Genomic DNA, 18,056 nt, shown 5'->3' with positions numbered 1-18,056 from the left:
GTTGTCTCCTCGGGTTGACAGAAAAGAGGTCAGCGGTACATGGCGTCGATGCGCTCGGCGTACTTGGTTTGAACCAGCTTGCGCTTGAGCTTCATCGTCGGCGTGAGCTCCTCGTCCTCGGCGCTGAGCTGCGTTTCGAGCAGAAAGAACTTCTTGATCTGCTCGACGCGCGCGAACCTGGCGTTGACGCGATCGATCTCGCCCTGGATCAAATCCTGCACTTCCTTCGTGCGCGTCAGGCTCTCGTAGTTGCTGAACGGCACGTCGTGGTCCTGCGCAAACTTCTCGACGTTCTCCTGGTCGATCATGACGATCACCGTGAGGTAGGGCCGCTTGTCGCCGATGACCACGGCATCGGTGATGTAGAGGCTGAACTTGAGCTCGTTCTCCAGCTCGCTGGGCGTCACGTTCTTCCCACCCGCCGTGATGATGATGTCTTTCATCCGGTCGGTGATGCGGAAATACCCGTCCTCGTCCATCGCGCCCACGTCGCCGGTGTGCAGCCAGCCGTCGGCGTCGATGGTCTCGGCCGTCTTCTCGGGCAGGTTGAGGTAACCCATGAAGACGTTGGGGCCGCGCACCAGGATCTCGCCGGTGGCGGGGTCGAGGCGCACCTCGTTGTAGCTGGTGGCCGGGCCGATGGAGCCCGGCTTGATGCGCGTGGCCGGCACCGCGGTCGAGGCGCCGCACGACTCCGTCATGCCCCACACCTCCAGCATCGGCACGCCCAGCGCGAGGTACCACTTGACCAGCTCGGGCGAGATGGGCGCCGCGCCCGTCACAAGGAAACGCGCGCGGTGGATGCCGATGAGCTTGCGCGCGTTGTCCAGCGCGAGCATGCGCGCGAGCCTGAACCTGAACTTCAGCGACGAGCTCACCGGCTCGCCCGCCAGCACGCGGTTGGCGATCTGCTCGCCCACGCCGATGCTCCACCTGTAGGCGGCCTGCTGCAGCGGGCTGGCCTCCTTCAGCGCGATCATCACGCCCGAATAGAACTTCTCCCACACGCGCGGCACGGCCGTGAACACCGTGGGCGCGATCTCGCGCACGTTCTCCGGCACGGTCTCGGGGTTCTCGACGAAGTTGAGGATGGCGCCGGTGTACATCGCGAAGTACTCGCCGCCCATGCGTTCGGCGATGTGGCACAACGGCAGGAAGCACATGCGCTCGTCGGTCTGGTCCTGCGCGACGAGCGTGTTGTAGCCGCGCGCGGTGTACACGAGCCCGGCATGGCTGTGCATGGCGCCCTTGGGCTTGCCGGTGGTGCCCGAGGTGTAGACGAGGATGGCGAGGTCTTCGGGACGGCAGGCCGCGACGGTACGCTCGACCGCCTGCGGGTCGGCGGCCAGGTTCTGGCGCCCGAGCGCACGCAGCGCGTCGAGGCTCATCACCGCCGCATCGTCGAGGTCGCGCAGGCCTTCCATGTCGAACACGACCACGCAGCGCAGCCCCGGCAGGCCGGCGCGCACTTCGAGCGCCTTGTCGAGCTGTTCGTCGTCTTCCACGAAGAGCACGGTGGTGCGCGAGTCTTCGCAAAGGTAGTGCACCTGCGAGGCCGCGTCGGTCGGGTAGATGCCATTGGAGACACCGCCGCAGCTGAGCACGGCCAGGTCGGCGAGCACCCATTCGATGACGGTGTTGGACAGGATCGACGCGCACTCGCCCGGCGCAAAGCCGATGGCCTGGAGGCCGGCCGCGATCTCGCGCACCGCGTCGGCGGTCTGGTGCCAGCTCCAGCTGCGCCAGATGCCCAGCTCTTTCTGCCGCATCCAGATGTTGTCGCCGCGCTGCTTCACGGCGTTCCAGAACATCGCGGGAAGGGTGTCGCCGGGCACGACGACGTCGAGCCGGGGTGCGAAGGTGTCGAGGTCCCAGAGTCCTTGCATGGCGGCTATCTCCAGGTCTTCTTCTTTTTCCAGCGCCGCTCGCCGCGCACGCCGTCGTCTTTCACGCCGAGGTAGAACTCCTTGATGTCTTCCTTCTCGCGCAGGCGTTCGCAGGAATCTTCCATCACGATGCGGCCGTTCTCGAGCACGTAGCCGTGGTCGGCCGCGTTGAGCGCCATGTTGGCGTTCTGCTCGACCAGCAGGATGGTGGTGCCGCGCTCGCGGTTGATGCGCACGACGATCTCGAAGATCTCTTTCGTCAGCTTCGGGCTCAAGCCGAGGCTCGGTTCGTCCAGAAGAATCAGATGCGGCGCGGCCATGATGGCGCGCGAGATGGCGAGCATCTGCTGCTGCCCGCCCGACAGCAGTCCCGCGTCCTGCGTGGCCCGCTCGCGCAGGATCGGGAAGTAGGCGTAGACCGTCTCCATGTCCCGCGCCACGCCGTCGCGGTCCTTGCGGGTATAGGCGCCCATCAGCAGGTTGTCCTTCACCGACAGCAGCGGGAACACCTCGCGGCCTTCGGGTACGTGGCTCAGGCCCTGCTGGACGATGTGGGCCGGGTCCTTGGCGGTGATGTTCTTGCCCTGGAATTCGATGCTGCCTTTGCGGGGGTCGATGATTCCGGAGATGGTCTTGAGGATGGTTGTCTTGCCTGCGCCGTTGGAGCCGAGCACGGTCGCGATTTCGCCCTGCCTGACTTTCAGACTCACACCCCTGATGGCTTTGATGGGGCCATAGGCGCTCTCTACGTTGAGCAGTTGGAGTACGACGTCGCTCATGTCGCCGCTCCTGATGTCGCTCCTGGGGCGCTTGCAAAGGGCGACGTCACCGGCCCTTCGGGCTTCCCTGCGCTGCTCGCGCCGGGCGGGGTCTCGCAGAACTCGCTTCGCTCAAACAGCTGCGAGCCCTGATCCGCCCGCCGCTGCGCTGCTCGGCGGTGCCTCAACGGCCCGCCGGAGACAGGGGCCCCAACGCCGTGGGTACGCACAGGGCGATCACCCCACTGACTGAGCCCGGTGTGCGGTGCGGGGTGGGCGCCCCCTCTGTGCCGCTGAGGAGCGCAGCTTTCCGCGGATAAGGGCCCGCCCTTGTCTGAGCGAAGCGAGTTTGGGCGGGACCCCGCGGAAAGCGAGCACCGGAAGGGAGCCCGAAGGGCCGGCATAGTGGGGGCGCCCACCCCGCACCGCATACCGGGCGCCCCCAAAGAGGTAGCGAACAACGCGTTCATGCCGCCCTCCTCCTCAAGCTGCTCACATCATCCACAGTCCCAAGATAGGCCTCGACAACCCGAGCATCGGCTTGCACCTCGCGGGGAGATCCGGTAGCCAGCACTTCGCCCATGTTCATCGCCAGCACCCGGTCAGACACCTTCGACACAAGAGACATGTCGTGCTCGACCATCAAGACAGACACGCCCAACTCCTGCTGGATGTCCTGAATCCAGAACGCCATGTCCGCCGTCTCTTCCACATTGAGCCCCGAAGAAGGCTCGTCGAGCAGCAGCAGCTTCGGCTCCGTGCACAGCGCACGCGCCAGCTCGACGACCTTGCGAACGCCATAAGGCAACCCCGCCACCATCGAATCGCGATGGTGCTGCAGGTCCAGCAGCTCGATCACCTGCTCCGCCTTCTCGCGCGCCTCGATCTCGGCGAGCCGCGTGGCGGGCGTGAAGAACACCTCGCTCCAGAACCCCGTCTGCCGGTGCGTGTGGCGGCCGATCAGCAGGTTGTGCAGCACCGTCGCGTGCTCGAACAGTTCGATGTTCTGGAAGGTGCGCGCAATGCCCAGCGCGGCAATCGCATGCGGGGCCTGCTGCGTCAGCGCGATGGCGCCGCCCTCCTCGCCATGCCACGTGATCTCCCCCATGGTCGGCGTGTAGATGCGGCTGATCAGGTTGAACACCGTCGTCTTGCCCGCCCCGTTCGGCCCGATCAGCGTGAACACTTCGCCGCGGCGCACGTCGAAGCTCACCTTGTTGACCGCGAGCACGCCGCCGAAACGCACGCTCAGCTCTTTCGCGGAAAGGAGAATGTCGCCGTTCATCTCAACCGGTCCGACTTGGTGAACGACTTCTGACGCTTGAACAATCCGCGGCGATAGAACGGAAAGAGCTGCAGCCACGTACGCACCTTGAGCCATCGGCCGTACAGGCCCAGCGGCTCGAACAGCACGAAGGCGATCAGCACCAGGCCATACACCAGCCCCTGCAGCCCTGGCGCCTGGCCGATGACCGCGGGCAGCCAGTCCTTGCCGATGGAAATCAGCTGCGGCATCGCGATCAGGAAGATCGCGCCAAGGAACGCACCGTGCACCGAGCCGAGCCCGCCGATCACCACCATCAGCAGCAGGTCGATCGACTGCAGGATGCTGAACTGGTCCGGCGAGATGAAGCTGAGCTTGTGCGCATACAAGGCCCCGCCCAGGCCTGCAAGCGCCGCCGAGATCGCGAACGACATCGTCTTGTAGCGTGCGAGGTGGATGCCCATGCTCTGCGCCGAAATCTCCGAATCGCGGATCGCGACAAAGGCGCGCCCCGTCGGCGAGCGCAGCAGGTTCAGGATGCCCAAGGTGGTAATCACCGCGACCACCAGGCACAGAAAGTAGAAGCCATCGCCCGAGCCGAGCGACCAGCCGAAGATTTCCGGCGCCTTCACATGCAGGCCGGCATTGCCGCCCGTCACGCTCTCCCACCGCGCGAACACTTCCTCGACGATGAAGCCGAACGACAGCGTCGCGATGCCGAGGTAGATGCCCTTCACGCGCAAGGCCGGCAGCGCGACCACCACGCCCACGGCCGCCGACAGCGCAGCGGCCGCGATCAGTGCAATCGGAAACGGCACGCCGAGGTTCGTCAGCACGCCCTGCGTGTACGCGCCCGCGCCAAGAAACGCCGCATGCCCGATCGAGAACTGCCCCGTGAACCCGGCCAGCAGCATCAGCCCCAGGCCGACGATCCCGTAGATCAGCACGAAGGTCAGCTGCGCGAGCCAGTATTCGTCGATGACCCATGGCGCGACGACCAGGAACGCCACGAGCAGGCTGTACCAGAACACATGCCCGCCGTGCCGGGCGAGGCGGATGTCCTGGTCGTAGCTGGTCTTGAAGATGAAGCGCATGAACGATCAAACTTTCTTGCGCAGCTTTTCGCCGAACAGACCGTTCGGCTTGATCATGAGCATCAGCAGCACCACGATGTACGGCGCCGTGTCCTTGAAGCCATCGGGCAGGTAGAAGCCCGCGAACGACTCGACGATGCCGATCACCAGCCCGCCGACGATGGCACCCGGCAGGCTGCCGAAACCGCCCACCACCGCCGCCGGAAACGCCTTGAGCCCGATGAAGCCCATGTTCGCGTGCACGAAGGTGATGGGCGCGAGCAACATGCCGGCAATGGCCGCCACCGCCGCCGCGAGCCCCCACACCAGCCCGTTGAGCCGCTTCACCGGAATGCCCATGTAGTAGGCCGCCAGCTGGTTCTGCGACGAGGCCTGCATCGCGATGCCCAGCTTGCTGTAGCGGAACATGGCGAACAGCAGCCCGCACAACACGGCCGTGGCAATGATGATCGCGAGCTGTTCGAGGTTGACCACCAGCTCGCCCAGCTTCCAGATTTGGTCCTTGTAGGGCACCGGCAGCGTATGGGTGTCGGTGCCGATGCCCGGCACCATGGTGATGAGCCCGCGCGCCACGTAGGCGATGCCGATGGTCAGCATCACGATGGAGAACTGCGGCTGCCCGAGGATCGGCCGGATCACCACCAGTTCGAGCAGCACGCCGAAGGCCGCCATCGCCACCACGGCAAGGATCGCCGCGAGCCAGAACGGCAGGCCGAACAGCGACATGCCCGCGAACGCACCGAAGGCCCCGAGCATCATCAGGTCGCCCTGCGCGAAGCTCACGGTTTCGGTGGCCTTGTAGATCAGCACGAAGCCCAGCGCGATCAGGCCGTAGATGCAACCTTGCGCAATGCCCGACAGCAGGAGTTGGAGGATCTGCATGGGCCGTGCGCCGCGCCTACTGCCTGATGAAACCGCCGGCCGCGTCGTGCAGCGCGAGGCGCCGCGATCCGGCCACGATGTCGCTGGGCTTGAGGCCGTAGACCTGGCGGATCGAATGGCTGAAGTGCGTCGAGTCGGGGTAGCCGGTGTCCAGCGCGATGTCGGTCAGCGTGCCGGTCTGGCGCACGTAGCGCAGCAGGCTGCGCGCGCGCTTCCATGCCCGGAAGGCACGAAACGCCATGCCGGTTTCCTGCTTGAACAGATGCAGGAAGCGCGAGAACGACAGGTGCACCGAGGCCGCGCACTCTTCGGCCGAGGCGGACGCCGCGGGATCGGCGACGAGGGTGTCGATGACCTTGCGGATGCGCGCGTCGATCGGTCGCGGCGCAAGCGCCTCGCCGAAGAACAGCGCATCGAACTCAAAGCCGTCGAATTCCGAGCCGCGGCCCGAGGCCGCGAGCAGGTGCGCGTGGACCTCGCGCACACGCTGCGCGAAGGCGGGCGCATCGACCGGGCCGCAGTGCTGCATGAACGCCGGCAAGCGCGCGGGGTCGACCGATTCCGATTCGATCAACAGGTTGAAGATCAGCGGATGCTCGCTCTCGACATGGTGCGGCACCTGCGGCGGCACCACGATCAGCTCGCCCGCCTGCCAGGCGCCGCCGCCGATGCGGATGCGGATCGGCGGCACGCCCGCGGGCGAAAGGTACACGCCGTGCCCGCCCATCGTGCGCTCGGCGGCCGCGCCGAGCAGCCCGGCGTAGAACACGCGCTGAGGCGTGAGCCACATGAGGCGTTCACCCTGTCGTGCACCGCCGTTGTCCGGCGGCGCAGTCCTCGTTCGCTGCATGGTGCCTATCTCCTGCATCGGTGGTCGATTGCCAACGGTGGATGGTGTCGCGCTCGCTGGATCGTAGCGGCGCAGGCCGGCGGCGCGGCGTGCATTTGCGCGGGGACTTTCCCTAGGCCCGCGCGAACGCCCGGCGCAGTTCGGCGGCACAGAGCGCGACCGCGGTGTTGGCCTCGTCGAGCACCTTGCCCATGGTGATGAAGCCATGGATCTGGCGCTCGAAGCACACGTACGCGGCGCTGTTGCCGGCGGCCGTGAGCGCCTCGGCGTACGCGGCGCCTTCATCGCGCAGCGGGTCGTAGCCGGCGGTGACGACGAGCGCCGGCGGCAGGCCCGCCAGGTCGGTGTGCAGCAGCGGCGAGGCGCGCCAGTCGAGGTCGTGCTTCGGGTCGGTGATGTAGTGATCGTGGAAGTACGTCATCGTGTCGCTGGTCAGCAGGTAGCCCTGCCCGTTGGCCTGGTGCGACGGATGGCCGCGGCGCATGTCGGTGGCCGGGTAGATCAGCAGCTGGTAGGCGATGGGCAGGTCGCCGGCATCGCGCGCGGCGATCGACACCACGGCCGCGAGGTTGCCGCCCGCGCTGTCGCCGCCCACTGCGAGGCGGCTTGCATCGAGCCCCAGCGCCGCGGCCTCGCGGCGCACCCAGCGGGTGGCGGCGAGCACGTCGTCCACCGCGGCGGGAAAGCGGTGCTCCGGACCCATGCGGTAGTCGACCGCGACCACGGCGCAGCCGGCGCCGTTGGCCAGCTCGCGGCACAGCACGTCGTGCGTGTCGAGGTCGCCGATGACCCAGCCGCCGCCGTGGTAGTACACCAGCACCGGCAGCGGACCGGCGCCCGAACCCAGGGGCCTGTACAGACGCACCGGGATGGGGCCGTGCGGCCCTTGCGCGGCCAGGTCGCGCACCTCGACCACCTCGGCCGGCAGCGGCTGCAAGGCGGCGCGGCGCTCGCGATAGAAGGCCCGCGCGTCGGCAGGCGAGAGGGTGTGAGTCGGCGGAATACCGCGCGCCTCGATGAAGTCGAGCAAGGCGCGCGCCTGGGGATGCAGCATGGTGTCTCCGGGAGGTCGAGGGATGTCTCTCGAACTTCCCGCACCATGCCTGCGCCTGCTGGGCGTGGCTTGCGGAAACTGGCTGCGGCTGCCAGCGGCGCGTTTGTTTTTGAAGAGCGCTGTGCGGGGGTGATCACGCCGATGCGGGGGCCTTTTTCGCGAATGTCCCCCGCTTCGCTCCTCCTTTATTTCGCGAAAAAGGCCCCCGCATCGGCGTGATCGTTCAGAGCACTTGTTGATCGAGCGGAACAACGRCAGCGCTCRTYGTGCACAGGGCRTCGGGTGCTCCCCGCAGCGAAATAAAGGAGGAGCGAAGCGGGGGACATTCGCGGAGGGGAGTACCCGGTGACCTGTGCACACGCCCTGAACTAGAGCGCTCCGAACAACACCACTCGAGATCAGACCGGCGTAGTGCCCACATCAGGCTCGCGCACGCCGAAGGGCTTGCCCGGCAGAGGAATGAACTCGGTCTCACCGGGCACATGGCCCATGCGTTGAGCGGCCCAGTCGGAGCCCGCTTCGAGGATGCGCTCGCGCCGGCTGGAGACGAAGTTCCAGGTGATGTAGCGCGGTCCGTCGAGCGGCTCGCCGCCGATCACCATCAGGCGCGCGGCGGTGTCGCAAGCCAGCACCGCGCCCTGGCCGTCGGGCAGCACGGCCATGGTGTGCACGGGAGCAGGCTCGCCGTTCACGCTCGCATCGGCATCGACCGCATAGATAGCCAGCTCGGGCGCCAGCGCGGGCAGTACGAAGCGCCCGCCTGCCGGCAGCGCGATGTCGAGGTACACGGTTTGCGACAGCGTCTTGACCGGGGAATGCGCACCGAAGGCCTCGCCCACCAGCACGCGCACGCCTGCGCCCTGCTCTTTCAGCTCGGGGATCGCTCCGGCCGGCGTGTGCTCGAAGCTGGGCTCGCTCTCTTCATGCGCCTGGGGCAATGCGGCCCACAGTTGCAGGCCGTGGTTCACGTAGGTGTCGGCCTTGAGGCGCTCGGGCTTGCGCTCGGAGTGCACGATGCCGCGCCCCGCCGTCATCCAGTTGATGGCGCCGGGCAGGATCTCCTGCACGCTGCCGAGGCTGTCGCGATGCATCATCGCGCCCTTGAAGAGATACGTGACCGTCGAGAGGCCGATGTGCGGATGCGGCCGCACGTCGTGCTCGGTGCCCGGCTGCTCGGTGGCCGGGCCGAAATGGTCGAAGAACACGAACGGGCCGACCGATCGGCGCTGCGCCGCGGGCAGCAGGCGCCGCACCTTGAAGCCACCGCCGAGGTCCTTGTCGTGCGGCTTGAGCAGTTGGGTCTCGGGGGTGGTGTCGGTCATCGTGTTCTCCGTGGGGGTGGATTGCCGGTTATTCGCGCGATCTTGCCACCGCGCCGATGCGTTCACCGAACGCGCGGGCAGTATCGAGATCGCCCTTCGGGATCTCGGCCGAGCTGGCGTCCGATGGTGATTGCGTCAGCAGGCCGCCGTAGCCGCCCATGTAGTTCATCGAGTCGCGCGTGGCGGCCTTGTTGTTGGTCGGCAGGATGCCCATGCTGACCCAGATGCCGCCGTGCTGCATGGCGAGCGTCCAGAGGTAGGTCATGGTGGTGACCTTGTCGCCGTTCATGGTCGCGCTGTTGGTGAAGCCGGCGAAGAGCTTGTCTTTCCAGCCCTGGGTGTACCAGACCTTCGACGACGCGTCGGCGAATTTCTTGAACTGCCAGCTCACGCCGCCCATGTAGGTGGGCGAGCCGAAGACGATCATGTCGGCCGAAGCCAGCAGTTCCCAGCCGCCTTCGGGCAAGTTGCCGTCGGCGTCGATGGCGAGCAGTTGGGCGCCTGCGCTGTCCGCCACGGCTTGCGCCACGCGCTGGGTGTGGCCGTAGCCGGAATGGAAGACGACGACGATGTTTGCCATGGGATGTTTTCTCCAGTGACTATGGGGTTTCAGGGCGCGTGCACAGGCCACCGGGTACTCCCCTCCGCGAATGTCCCCCGTCGGCGTGAGCGCACCCCGAAACGAAGTGCGCAAAGCCGCCAGGAAGCTTACTTTCGATCGATGCTGAAACGACCAGCGCCGAAAGCAGCGATCGCAAGCAGGCCACCGGCAATCGCGATGTTCTTGTTGAAGTTGATCTGCTGCATCATTTTCATTGCGTCGGGCGCGGACCAGTACTTGTGGAAGAACAGCGCGGTGGCCACGGTGAAGATCGCCATCACGATCGCGGTCCAGCGGGTCTTGAAGCCCAGCAGCAGCGCGATGCCGAGGCCCAGCTCGACGAGGATCGCGATGGCCGCTCCCACTTGGGGCAGTGGCAGTCCGACCGAGGTGATGTAGCCCACAGTGCCGCCAAAGCCCATGAGCTTGCCGATGCCGGCCGGAATGAACAGGTACGCGACCAGGATGCGGCCGATCAGGCCGAGCGTGTCTTGTGCGGAATTGGTGGTGGTGGTTGTAGTTGCCATGGTTGAAAACTCCTCGGTTGTTGAAGCTGAAAAAAGGAAAAAGAAAAGAAAAAACCGGACGCACGAAGCGCCCGGCAAGGGGGATCAGGCGGCCAGGTCGAACACCAGCACTTCGGCGTCCTTGCCGGCGCCCAGCGTCAGTTGCGATTCGCCCTGCAGCATCGCGGCGTCGCCGCCCACGAGCTTCTGGCCGTTCACGTCGAGCTCGCCGCGCACCAGATGCACATAGCTCTTGCGCTGCGGGTCGAGCGCCAGGCTGGCCTTTTCCTCGCCGTCGAGCAGGCCGGCGTACAGGCGGGCATCGGCATGCACCGTCACCGAGCCGTCGCTGCCGTCGGGCGAGGCCACGAGGCGCAGCTTGCCGCGCTTCTCGGCGTCGGTGAACTGCTTCTGCTCATAGCCCGGCGCAATGCCGCGCACATTCGGCTCGATCCAGATCTGCAGGAAGTGCGTGGTCTCGTCGGCCTTGTGGTTGAACTCGCTGTGCATCACGCCGCGGCCCGCGCTCATGCGCTGCACGTCGCCGGGCGGAATGCTTTCCACGTTGCCCATGCTGTCCTTGTGCGCCAGTTCGCCCGAGAGCACGTAGCTGATGATCTCCATGTCCTTGTGGCCGTGGGTGCCGAAGCCGGCGCCCGCCGCCACGCGGTCTTCGTTGATCACCCGCAGGTTGCCGAAGCCCATGTAGGCAGGGTCGTAGTAACCGGCGAAGGAAAAGCTGTGGAACGAGCGCAGCCAGCCATGGTCGGCATAACCGCGTTCCTGAGATTTACGGACTTGCAACATCGTCGAACTCCTTTGGCCCTGCCCCGTATGGGGGGTGTGCGGGCCTTCTTCGTATGCCGCGCCGGATGCGCAGCGGATGTAGGGAACTTTAGGTCCGCACCCCATCCGGAAAGACGCCGCGGTTTGATGGCACCATTCAAACAATTTGATCAATGGAGCCCCCATGCCCAGCCCCCGCGATGTGCTGACCCCCGACGCCCTTGCCATGCTCCAGACCGTGGCCGGCACCGGCAGCTTTGCCGCCGCCGCCCGCGCGCTGAACCTCGTGCCGAGCGCGCTGAGCTACCGCGTGCGCCAGATCGAGGACGCGCTCGACGTGCTGCTGTTCGACCGCAGCGCCCGCCAGGCGCGGCTGACCGAGGCCGGCGCCGAACTGCTGCGCGAGGCCGACCGGCTGCTGGCCGAGATCGATGCGGTGGCCAACCGCGTGAAGCGCGTGGCCACGGGCTGGGAGCCGATGCTGACCATCGCGGTAGACAGCGTGATCGCGCGCGACCCGCTGCTCGACCTGGCCACCGCCTTCTTCGCCCTCGAGCCGCCGACGAGGCTCAAGCTGCGCGACGAGACGCTGCTGGGCACCATCGAGGCGCTGACCACCGGCGAGGCCGACCTGGCCATCGGCGCGGTGCTCGATGCGGCGAGCCTGACGTTCACCGCCACCGGCATCCGCAGCCGGCTGATCGGCGAGCTGCGCTTCGTCTACGCCGTGGCGCCGCACCATCCGCTGGCGCGCATGTCCGAGCCGCTGAGCGACGCGGTGATGCGGCAGCACCGCGCGGTGGCCGCAGCCGATTCGGCGCGGCACGGCCCCAGCATGACGGTGAACCTCGTGAGCGGGCAGGACGTGCTCACCGTGCCGAGCATGCAGGCCAAGATCGCGGCGCAGCTGCACGGGCTGGGCGGCGGCTTCCTGCCGGAGCCGATGGCGCGGCCGTACATCGAAGCCGGGCACCTGGTCGAGCTGAAGACGGAGCGCAAGCCGCCGCTTGGAACGATGCATTGCGCATGGCGCGTGCGCAGCGCGGGCAAGCCGGGGAAGGCGCTCGAATGGTGGCTGGCGCAGTTCGAGCATGAAGGCACGCGGCGCGCGTTGCTCGAGCGGCATCGGGGCCGATGAGTATTGCCGAGGATCGCGCGGCTTCGCTAAGGGTGTGCCCTCAGGCGAAGCCCCTCTCGGACCGATGTAGAGTGCAGACACATCCAACCGCATTCCCACCCAGAAGAAAAGAGTCTGCAATGAGCACTCGCGCAACTGCCAAGCCCTCCGTCCGCCACCGAACCCCAGCCACCCCGCGCCATTACGCCGTCGTCGGCGCTGGCATTGCCGGGGTGGCCTGTGCGCGAACGCTGGTGCAAGCCGGCCACAAGGTCACGCTGTTCGAACGCGAGGCCGCGGCCGGCGGACGCATGGCGAGCATCGACACCGCCTTCGGCCGCTTCGACAGCGGCGCGCAGTACTTCACCGTGCGCGACCCGCGCTTTGCGCTGGCACTCGAAAGCTCGCCCGGCATGTGCAAGCGTTGGAGCGCCAATCTCGTGCGCGTGCTCGACGCCCACGGCCGCGTAGCCGAGGCGGCCCTGCCTTCGCTCGAACCGCACTGGGTGGCGCAGCCCGGCATGGATGCGCTGGTGGCCCATTGGGCCAAGCCACTCGGCGACAGCCTAGTGACCGGCACGCAGGTCACGCAAATCGAGCGCGATGCACTCGCCCCCCAGCGCTGGCAGCTACGCACCACAGGCACCGACGACTCCCGGCACGTGTATTCGGGCTTCGACGCCGTGCTGCTCGCCGTGCCGCCTTCGCGCGCCCGCGCGCTGCTGGGCGACGGCAAGCTCTCGGCCACGCTCAGCCGCAAGATCGAACCCGTGCGCATCGCGCCCTGCTGGACGCTGATGATCGCCTACCCCCAGGCCAACCAGCCCACCATGTCGCACCTCGGCCCGCAGTGGAACGCTGCGCGCAGCACTCACCACCGCGTGGCATGGCTGGCACGCGAATCTTCCAAGCCCGGCCGCGAGCCCGTCGAACGCTGGACGCTGCAGGCCAGCGCCGCGTGGTCGCAGGAACACGTGCGCGACACGCCCGCGCGTGTCGAGGCCAAGCTGCTGCGCGCCTTCGCCGAGATCACCGGCGTCCATGCCACCCCCGCGCACGCACAGGCGCTGTGCTGGAGCGAAGCGCAGACACAGGTGCCGATGGGCACCACCCACCTCTGGGACGCCAAGTCGCACATCGGCGTGGCCGGCGACTGGTGCACCGGCCACCGCGTGGAAGACGCGTTCCTCTCCGGCCTGTCGCTCGCTCTCGAAGTCATCTGACCGGGAGATGATGAGGGAGACCGGCCGCTTCGCGCCCTCGCCCACCGGCCCGCTGCATGCGGGCTCTCTGGTGGCAGCGCTGGCAAGCTGGCTCGACGTGCGCGCCCGCGGTCCGCAGGCGCGCTGGCTTGTCCGCATCGAAGACGCCGATACCGAGCGCTGCCTGCCCGGCATGGGCGAGCACATCCTCCAGCAGTTGGCCGATTGCAGCCTGCTGCCCGACGAAGCCCCCGTGTGGCAGACCCAGCGCACCGCGCGCTACGAAGCCGCACTGGCCAGGCTGCAGGCCAGCGACCTGGCCTACCCCTGCGGCTGCTCGCGCAAGGACATCAACCAGGCGCTCGCGCGCCTCGGCCTGCGGCACGAGCGCCACGGCGAGCGGGTCTATCCCGGCACCTGCCGCAACGGACTGCACGGCAAGCCGGCGCGCGCCTGGCGCTTCGCCACCGGGAAATTCGAAGCCGACCGGCCGCCCACGCCGGGCGTGCCCTGGGAGGAAGAAGACGCCGACGCCCCGGACACCGGCAGCGAACTCCGCTGGACCGACCGCCGCCTCGGCCGCCAGTGCCAGAACGTGAGCCGCGAGGTCGGCGACTTCGTGCTGCGCCGCGCCGACGGCCCCTGGGCCTACCAGCTCGCAGTAGTGGTCGACGATGCCGAACAGGGCGTGACCGACGTGGTCCGCGGCGAGGACCTCACCGACAACACGGCGCGCCAGATCCTGCTGCAGCGCGCGCTCGGTTTTCCCACGCCGAGCTACCTGCACACGCCGCTGGTGCGCGGCGCCGACGGCGACAAGCTGTCGAAGCAGAACGGCGCCACCTCCATCGACACCGGCACGCCCGAAGCCGCCTTGGCCGCGCTCGACAGCGCCGCGCGCGTGCTCGGTCTGCGCCCCGCCACCGCCACCGGCTGCGCGGACGCCCTGGCCGGCTGGGTGCCCGAATGGCGCGCTCTCTACAATTCGCAGCCGTAATGAATTCTCCCGACACCGTGTCCAACGACCTCCCGCGCAGCGACGATGCACCCTCTTCCGAAGGCAGCGACGACGACGCGGCCAAGCCGCACCCGCTGCATCGCCGCCTCAAGAGCTTCGTGAAGCGCGCCGGCCGCACCACCGACGGCCAGGCACGCGCCTTTTCCGAACTGGGCCCGCTGTTCCTCCTGCCCTACAAGCCCGTACCGCTCGACCTGACTGCCACCTTCGGCGGCCGCGCCGGCCCGACGGTGCTGGAGATCGGCTTCGGCATGGGCGAGGCCACAGCGCACATCGCCACGGTGCTGCCCGAGACCAACTTCCTCTGCTGCGAAGTGCACGAGCCCGGCGTGGGCGCGCTGCTCAAGCGCATCGGCGAGCAGTCGCTGTCGAACATCCGCATCTGCGCCCACGACGCGGTCGACGTGCTCGACCACATGCTGCAGCCCGGCACGCTGGCCGGCGTGCATGTGTTCTTCCCCGACCCGTGGCACAAGAAGCGCCACAACAAGCGCCGCCTGATCCAGCCCGAGTTCGTGACCAAGCTCGCGCAGCATCTGCGCCCTGGCGGCTACATCCACTGCGCCACCGACTGGCAGCCCTATGCCGAGCAGATGCTCGAAGTGCTGTCGGCCGAGCCGCTGCTGCGCAACACGACCGAGGGCTATGCACCCAAGCCCGGCTACCGCCCTCTCACCAAGTTCGAGAACCGCGGCATCAAGCTGGGGCATGGCGTGTGGGACTTGGTGTTCGAGCGGGCCGCATCGACCTGACCACGCCTCGTCCGCGGGCTTGAGCGCCCCGGTGCGGCGTGGCACGATCCCGCGGATGACCAGCAAACCCGAAGCGGCGCAGCATCTGCGCGACCTCGCACGGCTGCGCCGCGTTCGCGACCGCATCGACCGGGAATACGCACAGCCGCTGGACGTCGAGGCGCTCGCCTATGGCGTGCACATGTCGGCCGGACACCTCAGCCGCCAGTTCCGGCTCGCCTACGGCGAGTCGCCCTATTCCTATCTGATGACCCGGCGCATCGAACGCGCGATGGCGCTGCTGCGCCGCGGCGACCTCAACGTCACCGAGGTCTGCTTCGAGGTCGGCTGCTCGTCGCTGGGCACCTTCAGCACGCGCTTCGCCGAACTGGTCGGCGTGCCGCCCAGCACCTACCGGCGCCAGGCCGCGCATGCGGCCGCGGAAATGCCGGCGTGCGTGGCGAAACAGGTCACCAGACCGATCAGGAATCGAGAAGCGCCGCTCGGCGGTCCGAATCTAGACTGACCTGCCCTGACAACACCTGGACCGGACAGAGCACCATGAACATCACCATTCACGCGAGTTTTCTTCCCCACAACGACTCCGAAGCCTCCCTGGCCTTCTACCGAGACCTCCTCGGCTTCGAGGTCCGCAACGACGTCGGATACGGCGGCATGCGCTGGATCACGGTCGGCCCTGCCGGCCAGCCCGGCACGTCCATCGTGCTGGCACCACCGGCCGCCTACCCCGGCATCACCGACGACGAGCGCCGCACCGTCGCCGAGATGATGGCCAAGGGCACCTACGCCGCCATCCTGCTGGCCACCCCCGATCTCGAAGGCACCTTCGCACGGCTGCAGGCCAGCGACACCGAGATCGTCCAGGAGCCGACCGACCAGCCGTACGGCGTTCGCGACTGCGCCGTCCGCGATCCTGCGGGCAGCCTCATCCGCATCCAGCAGTTGTCCTGAGCCGGCCTCTCGCGACGAGGGGGCCGAGCTAACCCGCCTTCCCCCTTGGTCCCGAAATTGCTACACTTTTTTACTAATGTGAAAGAAGGTGTCCAATGAACGGATCTCGCAGAGAGTGGTTGGGCAAGGCATGGGGCGCGGTGATGCTGGGCAGCGGCATCGGCATTGCCCACCCCGCCATGGCGCAGTCCGCGCGCGCGGCGGCCGGCGCACCGCGTGTTGTGCTGCTCGGGCAATCGGTGCCGCTGACGGGCAGTGCCAACGAGATCGGCACCGCCTTCGCCGCCGGAAGCCGCCTTGCGGTGAGCGACTTCAACGAACGCAATGCCGCCACCGGCCTGCAACTGAAGCTGCTGCAGCTCGACGATGGCTACGATGCGGCCCGCGCCGCCGTCAACGCGCGCACCCTGCTCACCACCCAGAAGGCCGACATGCTCTTCGGCTTCGTCGGCACGGCCAGCAGCGAGGCCGGCGCCAACGTCGCCACGCAGCAGGGCAGCCTGCTGTTCGCGCCCTTCGCGGCCTCCGACACGCTGCGCGGCGCCGACCATCCCAACGTCTTCCACGTGCGGCCCGGCATGATCGACGAAGCCCTGAAGATCGTGAAGCAGTGCGCCACCGTGGGGCAGACCCGCGTGGCGCTGGTGGGCGACGACGATGCGATGGGCCGCGCCGGCCTTGCGGCCGTCGAGCAGGCCATCAGCGAACTCAAGCTCGCGCCGCTGGTGGCGACCGCACTGGTGCCGCCGACCGGCGACAAGCTCGACGCAGCCTTGAAGACGGTGCAGCAGCAGTCGCCCCAGGCCATCGTGCTGGTGTCGCTCTCGGGCACCACGGCCAACGCCATCCGCAAGCTGCGCAAGAGCGGCTATGCGGGCAACTTCATGGCCTTCTCCATCGTCGGCATCGACCCGCTCTACGCCACGCTCGGCAAGGACATCGGCGGCATCGTGATCTCCCAGGTGGTGCCCTCGCCACGGCCATCGGCCATTCCGATCGTCAAGGAATACCTTGCGGCCGTCGACAACTCCGACCAGACCGCGTCGTACGAAGGGCTCGAAGGCTTCATCGCGGCCAAGGCTGCCGGCGAGGCCGTGCGCCGCGCGGGCCGCGGCTTCAACACGGCGAGCCTGCAGCGCGTGATGTCCGGCATGACCGACTACGACGTGGGCGGCTTCCGCATCAACCTGCGCCCGGGCCTGCGCGACAGCGTGCGCAGCATCGACCTCATCAGCATCTCCGCCGACGGCCGCGTATTGCGCTGACGCCGGCGCACGGGCTCAACCCGTGCTCACCAGCGCCTGCAGCGCATCGATCGACCGCAGCTCGATGCGCCCGTAGCCCAGCGCCACGATGCCCTCGCCTGCCAGCGCATTGAGCTCCTTCGACAGCGTCTGCCGCGTCACGCCCAGCATCATGGCAAGCGCCTCCTGCGGCAGCTGCAGTTGGTGCCGCAGGTGCACCGACTGCGTGGCATCGCCGCGCGCCAGCACCAGCAGCCGGTGCGCCACGCGAGCGCGCAGGCTGCGCAAGGTGGCGTCTTCCGCCAGGCTATAGAGCATGCGCACGCGCGCGGCCAGCATCGCGGCGATGGCGTTGGAGAAGACCACGTCGCGCATCAGTTGCACGAAGGCCGCGGGCGGCACCGCGAGCAGGTCGAGCGCTTCCAGCGCGGTGGCGTCGTGCGTGCGCGGCGAGCCGTCGATCAGCGTGATCTCGCCGAACCAGTTGCCGGGCTCCAGCACCGCGAGGATGGCCTCGCGTCCGTCCTGCCGCAGAGACGAGATCTTGATGGTGCCCGCCACCAGTCCATAGAAGCCGCCGCCGGCCGCGTGAATGGGATCGCCCTGGCGAAACACCATCGCGCCGCGCCGTGCATGGATGAGCTCGGCCGCGCCGAGCAGCGCCTCCCGCTGCGCGCGCGGAATGCTGGTGAACCATGGATTGCCCTCGAGTGCCGAGCGATGCGCGGCAGAGAGGCGGGGTTTGGATGAAGCGGCCATACGGGCGGGG

At 67.7% G+C, this 18,056-nt stretch carries 19 protein-coding genes; 7 read left to right on the top strand and 12 right to left on the bottom strand.

Translation table 11 applies throughout. The features are described 5' to 3' along the window. Positions 1-29: 29 nt before the first annotated feature. The 11 genes from ASC92_RS26715 to ASC92_RS26665 all read right to left on the bottom strand — a co-directional run bounded on the left by ASC92_RS26715 (position 30) and on the right by ASC92_RS26665 (position 11,024). Positions 30-1,886 carry an AMP-dependent synthetase/ligase gene (locus ASC92_RS26715; protein WP_056522059.1) on the bottom strand — a complete coding sequence of 619 codons (1,857 nt, stop codon included), beginning with the start codon at positions 1,884-1,886 and terminating at the stop codon, positions 30-32. A 5-nt stretch (positions 1,887-1,891) separates the two neighbouring features. Continuing rightward, complete coding sequence (locus tag ASC92_RS26710; protein ID WP_056522057.1) at positions 1,892-2,665, bottom strand: ABC transporter ATP-binding protein; 774 nt, start codon at positions 2,663-2,665, stop codon at positions 1,892-1,894. A gap of 445 nt (positions 2,666-3,110) precedes the next feature. Beyond that, positions 3,111-3,929: an ABC transporter ATP-binding protein gene (locus ASC92_RS26705; RefSeq protein WP_056522054.1), complete on the bottom strand. Its 819-nt coding sequence runs from the start codon at positions 3,927-3,929 to the stop codon at positions 3,111-3,113. Further along, on the bottom strand, positions 3,926-5,002 hold the full coding sequence (locus ASC92_RS26700; protein ID WP_056522052.1) for a branched-chain amino acid ABC transporter permease: 1,077 nt from the start codon (positions 5,000-5,002) through the stop codon (positions 3,926-3,928). The genes ASC92_RS26705 and ASC92_RS26700 overlap by 4 nt, the downstream gene beginning before the upstream one ends. A 6-nt stretch (positions 5,003-5,008) precedes the next feature. After that, positions 5,009-5,884 carry a branched-chain amino acid ABC transporter permease gene (locus ASC92_RS26695; RefSeq protein ID WP_056522048.1) on the bottom strand — a complete coding sequence of 292 codons (876 nt, stop codon included), beginning with the start codon at positions 5,882-5,884 and terminating at the stop codon, positions 5,009-5,011. Positions 5,885-5,900: 16 nt separating this feature from the next. Then, positions 5,901-6,734, bottom strand: a complete 834-nt coding sequence (locus ASC92_RS26690) for a helix-turn-helix transcriptional regulator (RefSeq protein ID WP_056522044.1) — start codon at positions 6,732-6,734, stop codon at positions 5,901-5,903. Between the two features lie 112 nt (positions 6,735-6,846). Continuing rightward, a complete protein-coding gene (locus tag ASC92_RS26685) occupies positions 6,847-7,788 on the bottom strand; it encodes an alpha/beta hydrolase (RefSeq protein ID WP_056522041.1) in 942 nt (313 codons plus the stop codon). Between the two features lie 398 nt (positions 7,789-8,186). Next, positions 8,187-9,110 carry a pirin family protein gene (locus ASC92_RS26680; RefSeq protein WP_056522037.1) on the bottom strand — a complete coding sequence of 308 codons (924 nt, stop codon included), beginning with the start codon at positions 9,108-9,110 and terminating at the stop codon, positions 8,187-8,189. Between the two features lie 28 nt (positions 9,111-9,138). After that, positions 9,139-9,690 carry a flavodoxin family protein gene (locus tag ASC92_RS26675; RefSeq protein ID WP_056522034.1) on the bottom strand — a complete coding sequence of 184 codons (552 nt, stop codon included), beginning with the start codon at positions 9,688-9,690 and terminating at the stop codon, positions 9,139-9,141. A gap of 128 nt (positions 9,691-9,818) precedes the next feature. Continuing rightward, positions 9,819-10,238 carry a DoxX family protein gene (locus tag ASC92_RS26670; RefSeq protein ID WP_056522031.1) on the bottom strand — a complete coding sequence of 140 codons (420 nt, stop codon included), beginning with the start codon at positions 10,236-10,238 and terminating at the stop codon, positions 9,819-9,821. Positions 10,239-10,322: 84 nt separating this feature from the next. After that, positions 10,323-11,024 carry a pirin family protein gene (locus tag ASC92_RS26665; protein WP_056522028.1) on the bottom strand — a complete coding sequence of 234 codons (702 nt, stop codon included), beginning with the start codon at positions 11,022-11,024 and terminating at the stop codon, positions 10,323-10,325. Between the two features lie 163 nt (positions 11,025-11,187). Between ASC92_RS26665 and ASC92_RS26660 the strand changes: the two genes are divergently transcribed. From ASC92_RS26660 to ASC92_RS26630, 7 genes are all read left to right on the top strand, one after another. Next, on the top strand, positions 11,188-12,141 hold the full coding sequence (locus ASC92_RS26660) for a LysR family transcriptional regulator (RefSeq protein WP_056522025.1): 954 nt from the start codon (positions 11,188-11,190) through the stop codon (positions 12,139-12,141). A 119-nt stretch (positions 12,142-12,260) separates the two neighbouring features. Further along, entirely contained in the window at positions 12,261-13,343 is a 1,083-nt protein-coding gene (locus tag ASC92_RS26655; protein ID WP_082519736.1) for an NAD(P)/FAD-dependent oxidoreductase, read from the top strand. 10 nt (positions 13,344-13,353) lie between these two features. Then, entirely contained in the window at positions 13,354-14,319 is a 966-nt protein-coding gene (gluQRS, locus tag ASC92_RS26650; protein WP_056522197.1) for a tRNA glutamyl-Q(34) synthetase GluQRS, read from the top strand. Further along, a complete protein-coding gene (gene trmB / locus ASC92_RS26645) occupies positions 14,319-15,092 on the top strand; it encodes a tRNA (guanosine(46)-N7)-methyltransferase TrmB (RefSeq protein WP_056522022.1) in 774 nt (257 codons plus the stop codon). The genes gluQRS and trmB overlap by 1 nt, the downstream gene beginning before the upstream one ends. A gap of 55 nt (positions 15,093-15,147) precedes the next feature. After that, positions 15,148-15,597: a helix-turn-helix transcriptional regulator gene (locus tag ASC92_RS26640; RefSeq protein ID WP_056522018.1), complete on the top strand. Its 450-nt coding sequence runs from the start codon at positions 15,148-15,150 to the stop codon at positions 15,595-15,597. Between the two features lie 35 nt (positions 15,598-15,632). Then, positions 15,633-16,043 carry a VOC family protein gene (locus ASC92_RS26635; RefSeq protein ID WP_056522014.1) on the top strand — a complete coding sequence of 137 codons (411 nt, stop codon included), beginning with the start codon at positions 15,633-15,635 and terminating at the stop codon, positions 16,041-16,043. Between the two features lie 95 nt (positions 16,044-16,138). After that, positions 16,139-17,308 (top strand): ABC transporter substrate-binding protein, encoded by a 1,170-nt coding sequence (locus tag ASC92_RS26630; protein ID WP_056522011.1) that lies wholly within the window; start codon positions 16,139-16,141, stop codon positions 17,306-17,308. Between the two features lie 15 nt (positions 17,309-17,323). Here the strand turns inward: ASC92_RS26630 and ASC92_RS26625 are convergent, their stop codons facing one another. Next, positions 17,324-18,046 (bottom strand): Crp/Fnr family transcriptional regulator, encoded by a 723-nt coding sequence (locus ASC92_RS26625; RefSeq protein ID WP_056522007.1) that lies wholly within the window; start codon positions 18,044-18,046, stop codon positions 17,324-17,326. Between the last annotated feature and the right edge of the window lie 10 nt (positions 18,047-18,056).

It is taken from the genome of Variovorax sp. Root411, assembly GCF_001425205.1.
Lineage (GTDB): Bacteria > Pseudomonadota > Gammaproteobacteria > Burkholderiales > Burkholderiaceae_C > Variovorax.
The sequence above is the reverse complement of the archived record's forward strand: the minus strand, read 5'-3'. Positions and strand labels throughout refer to the sequence as shown.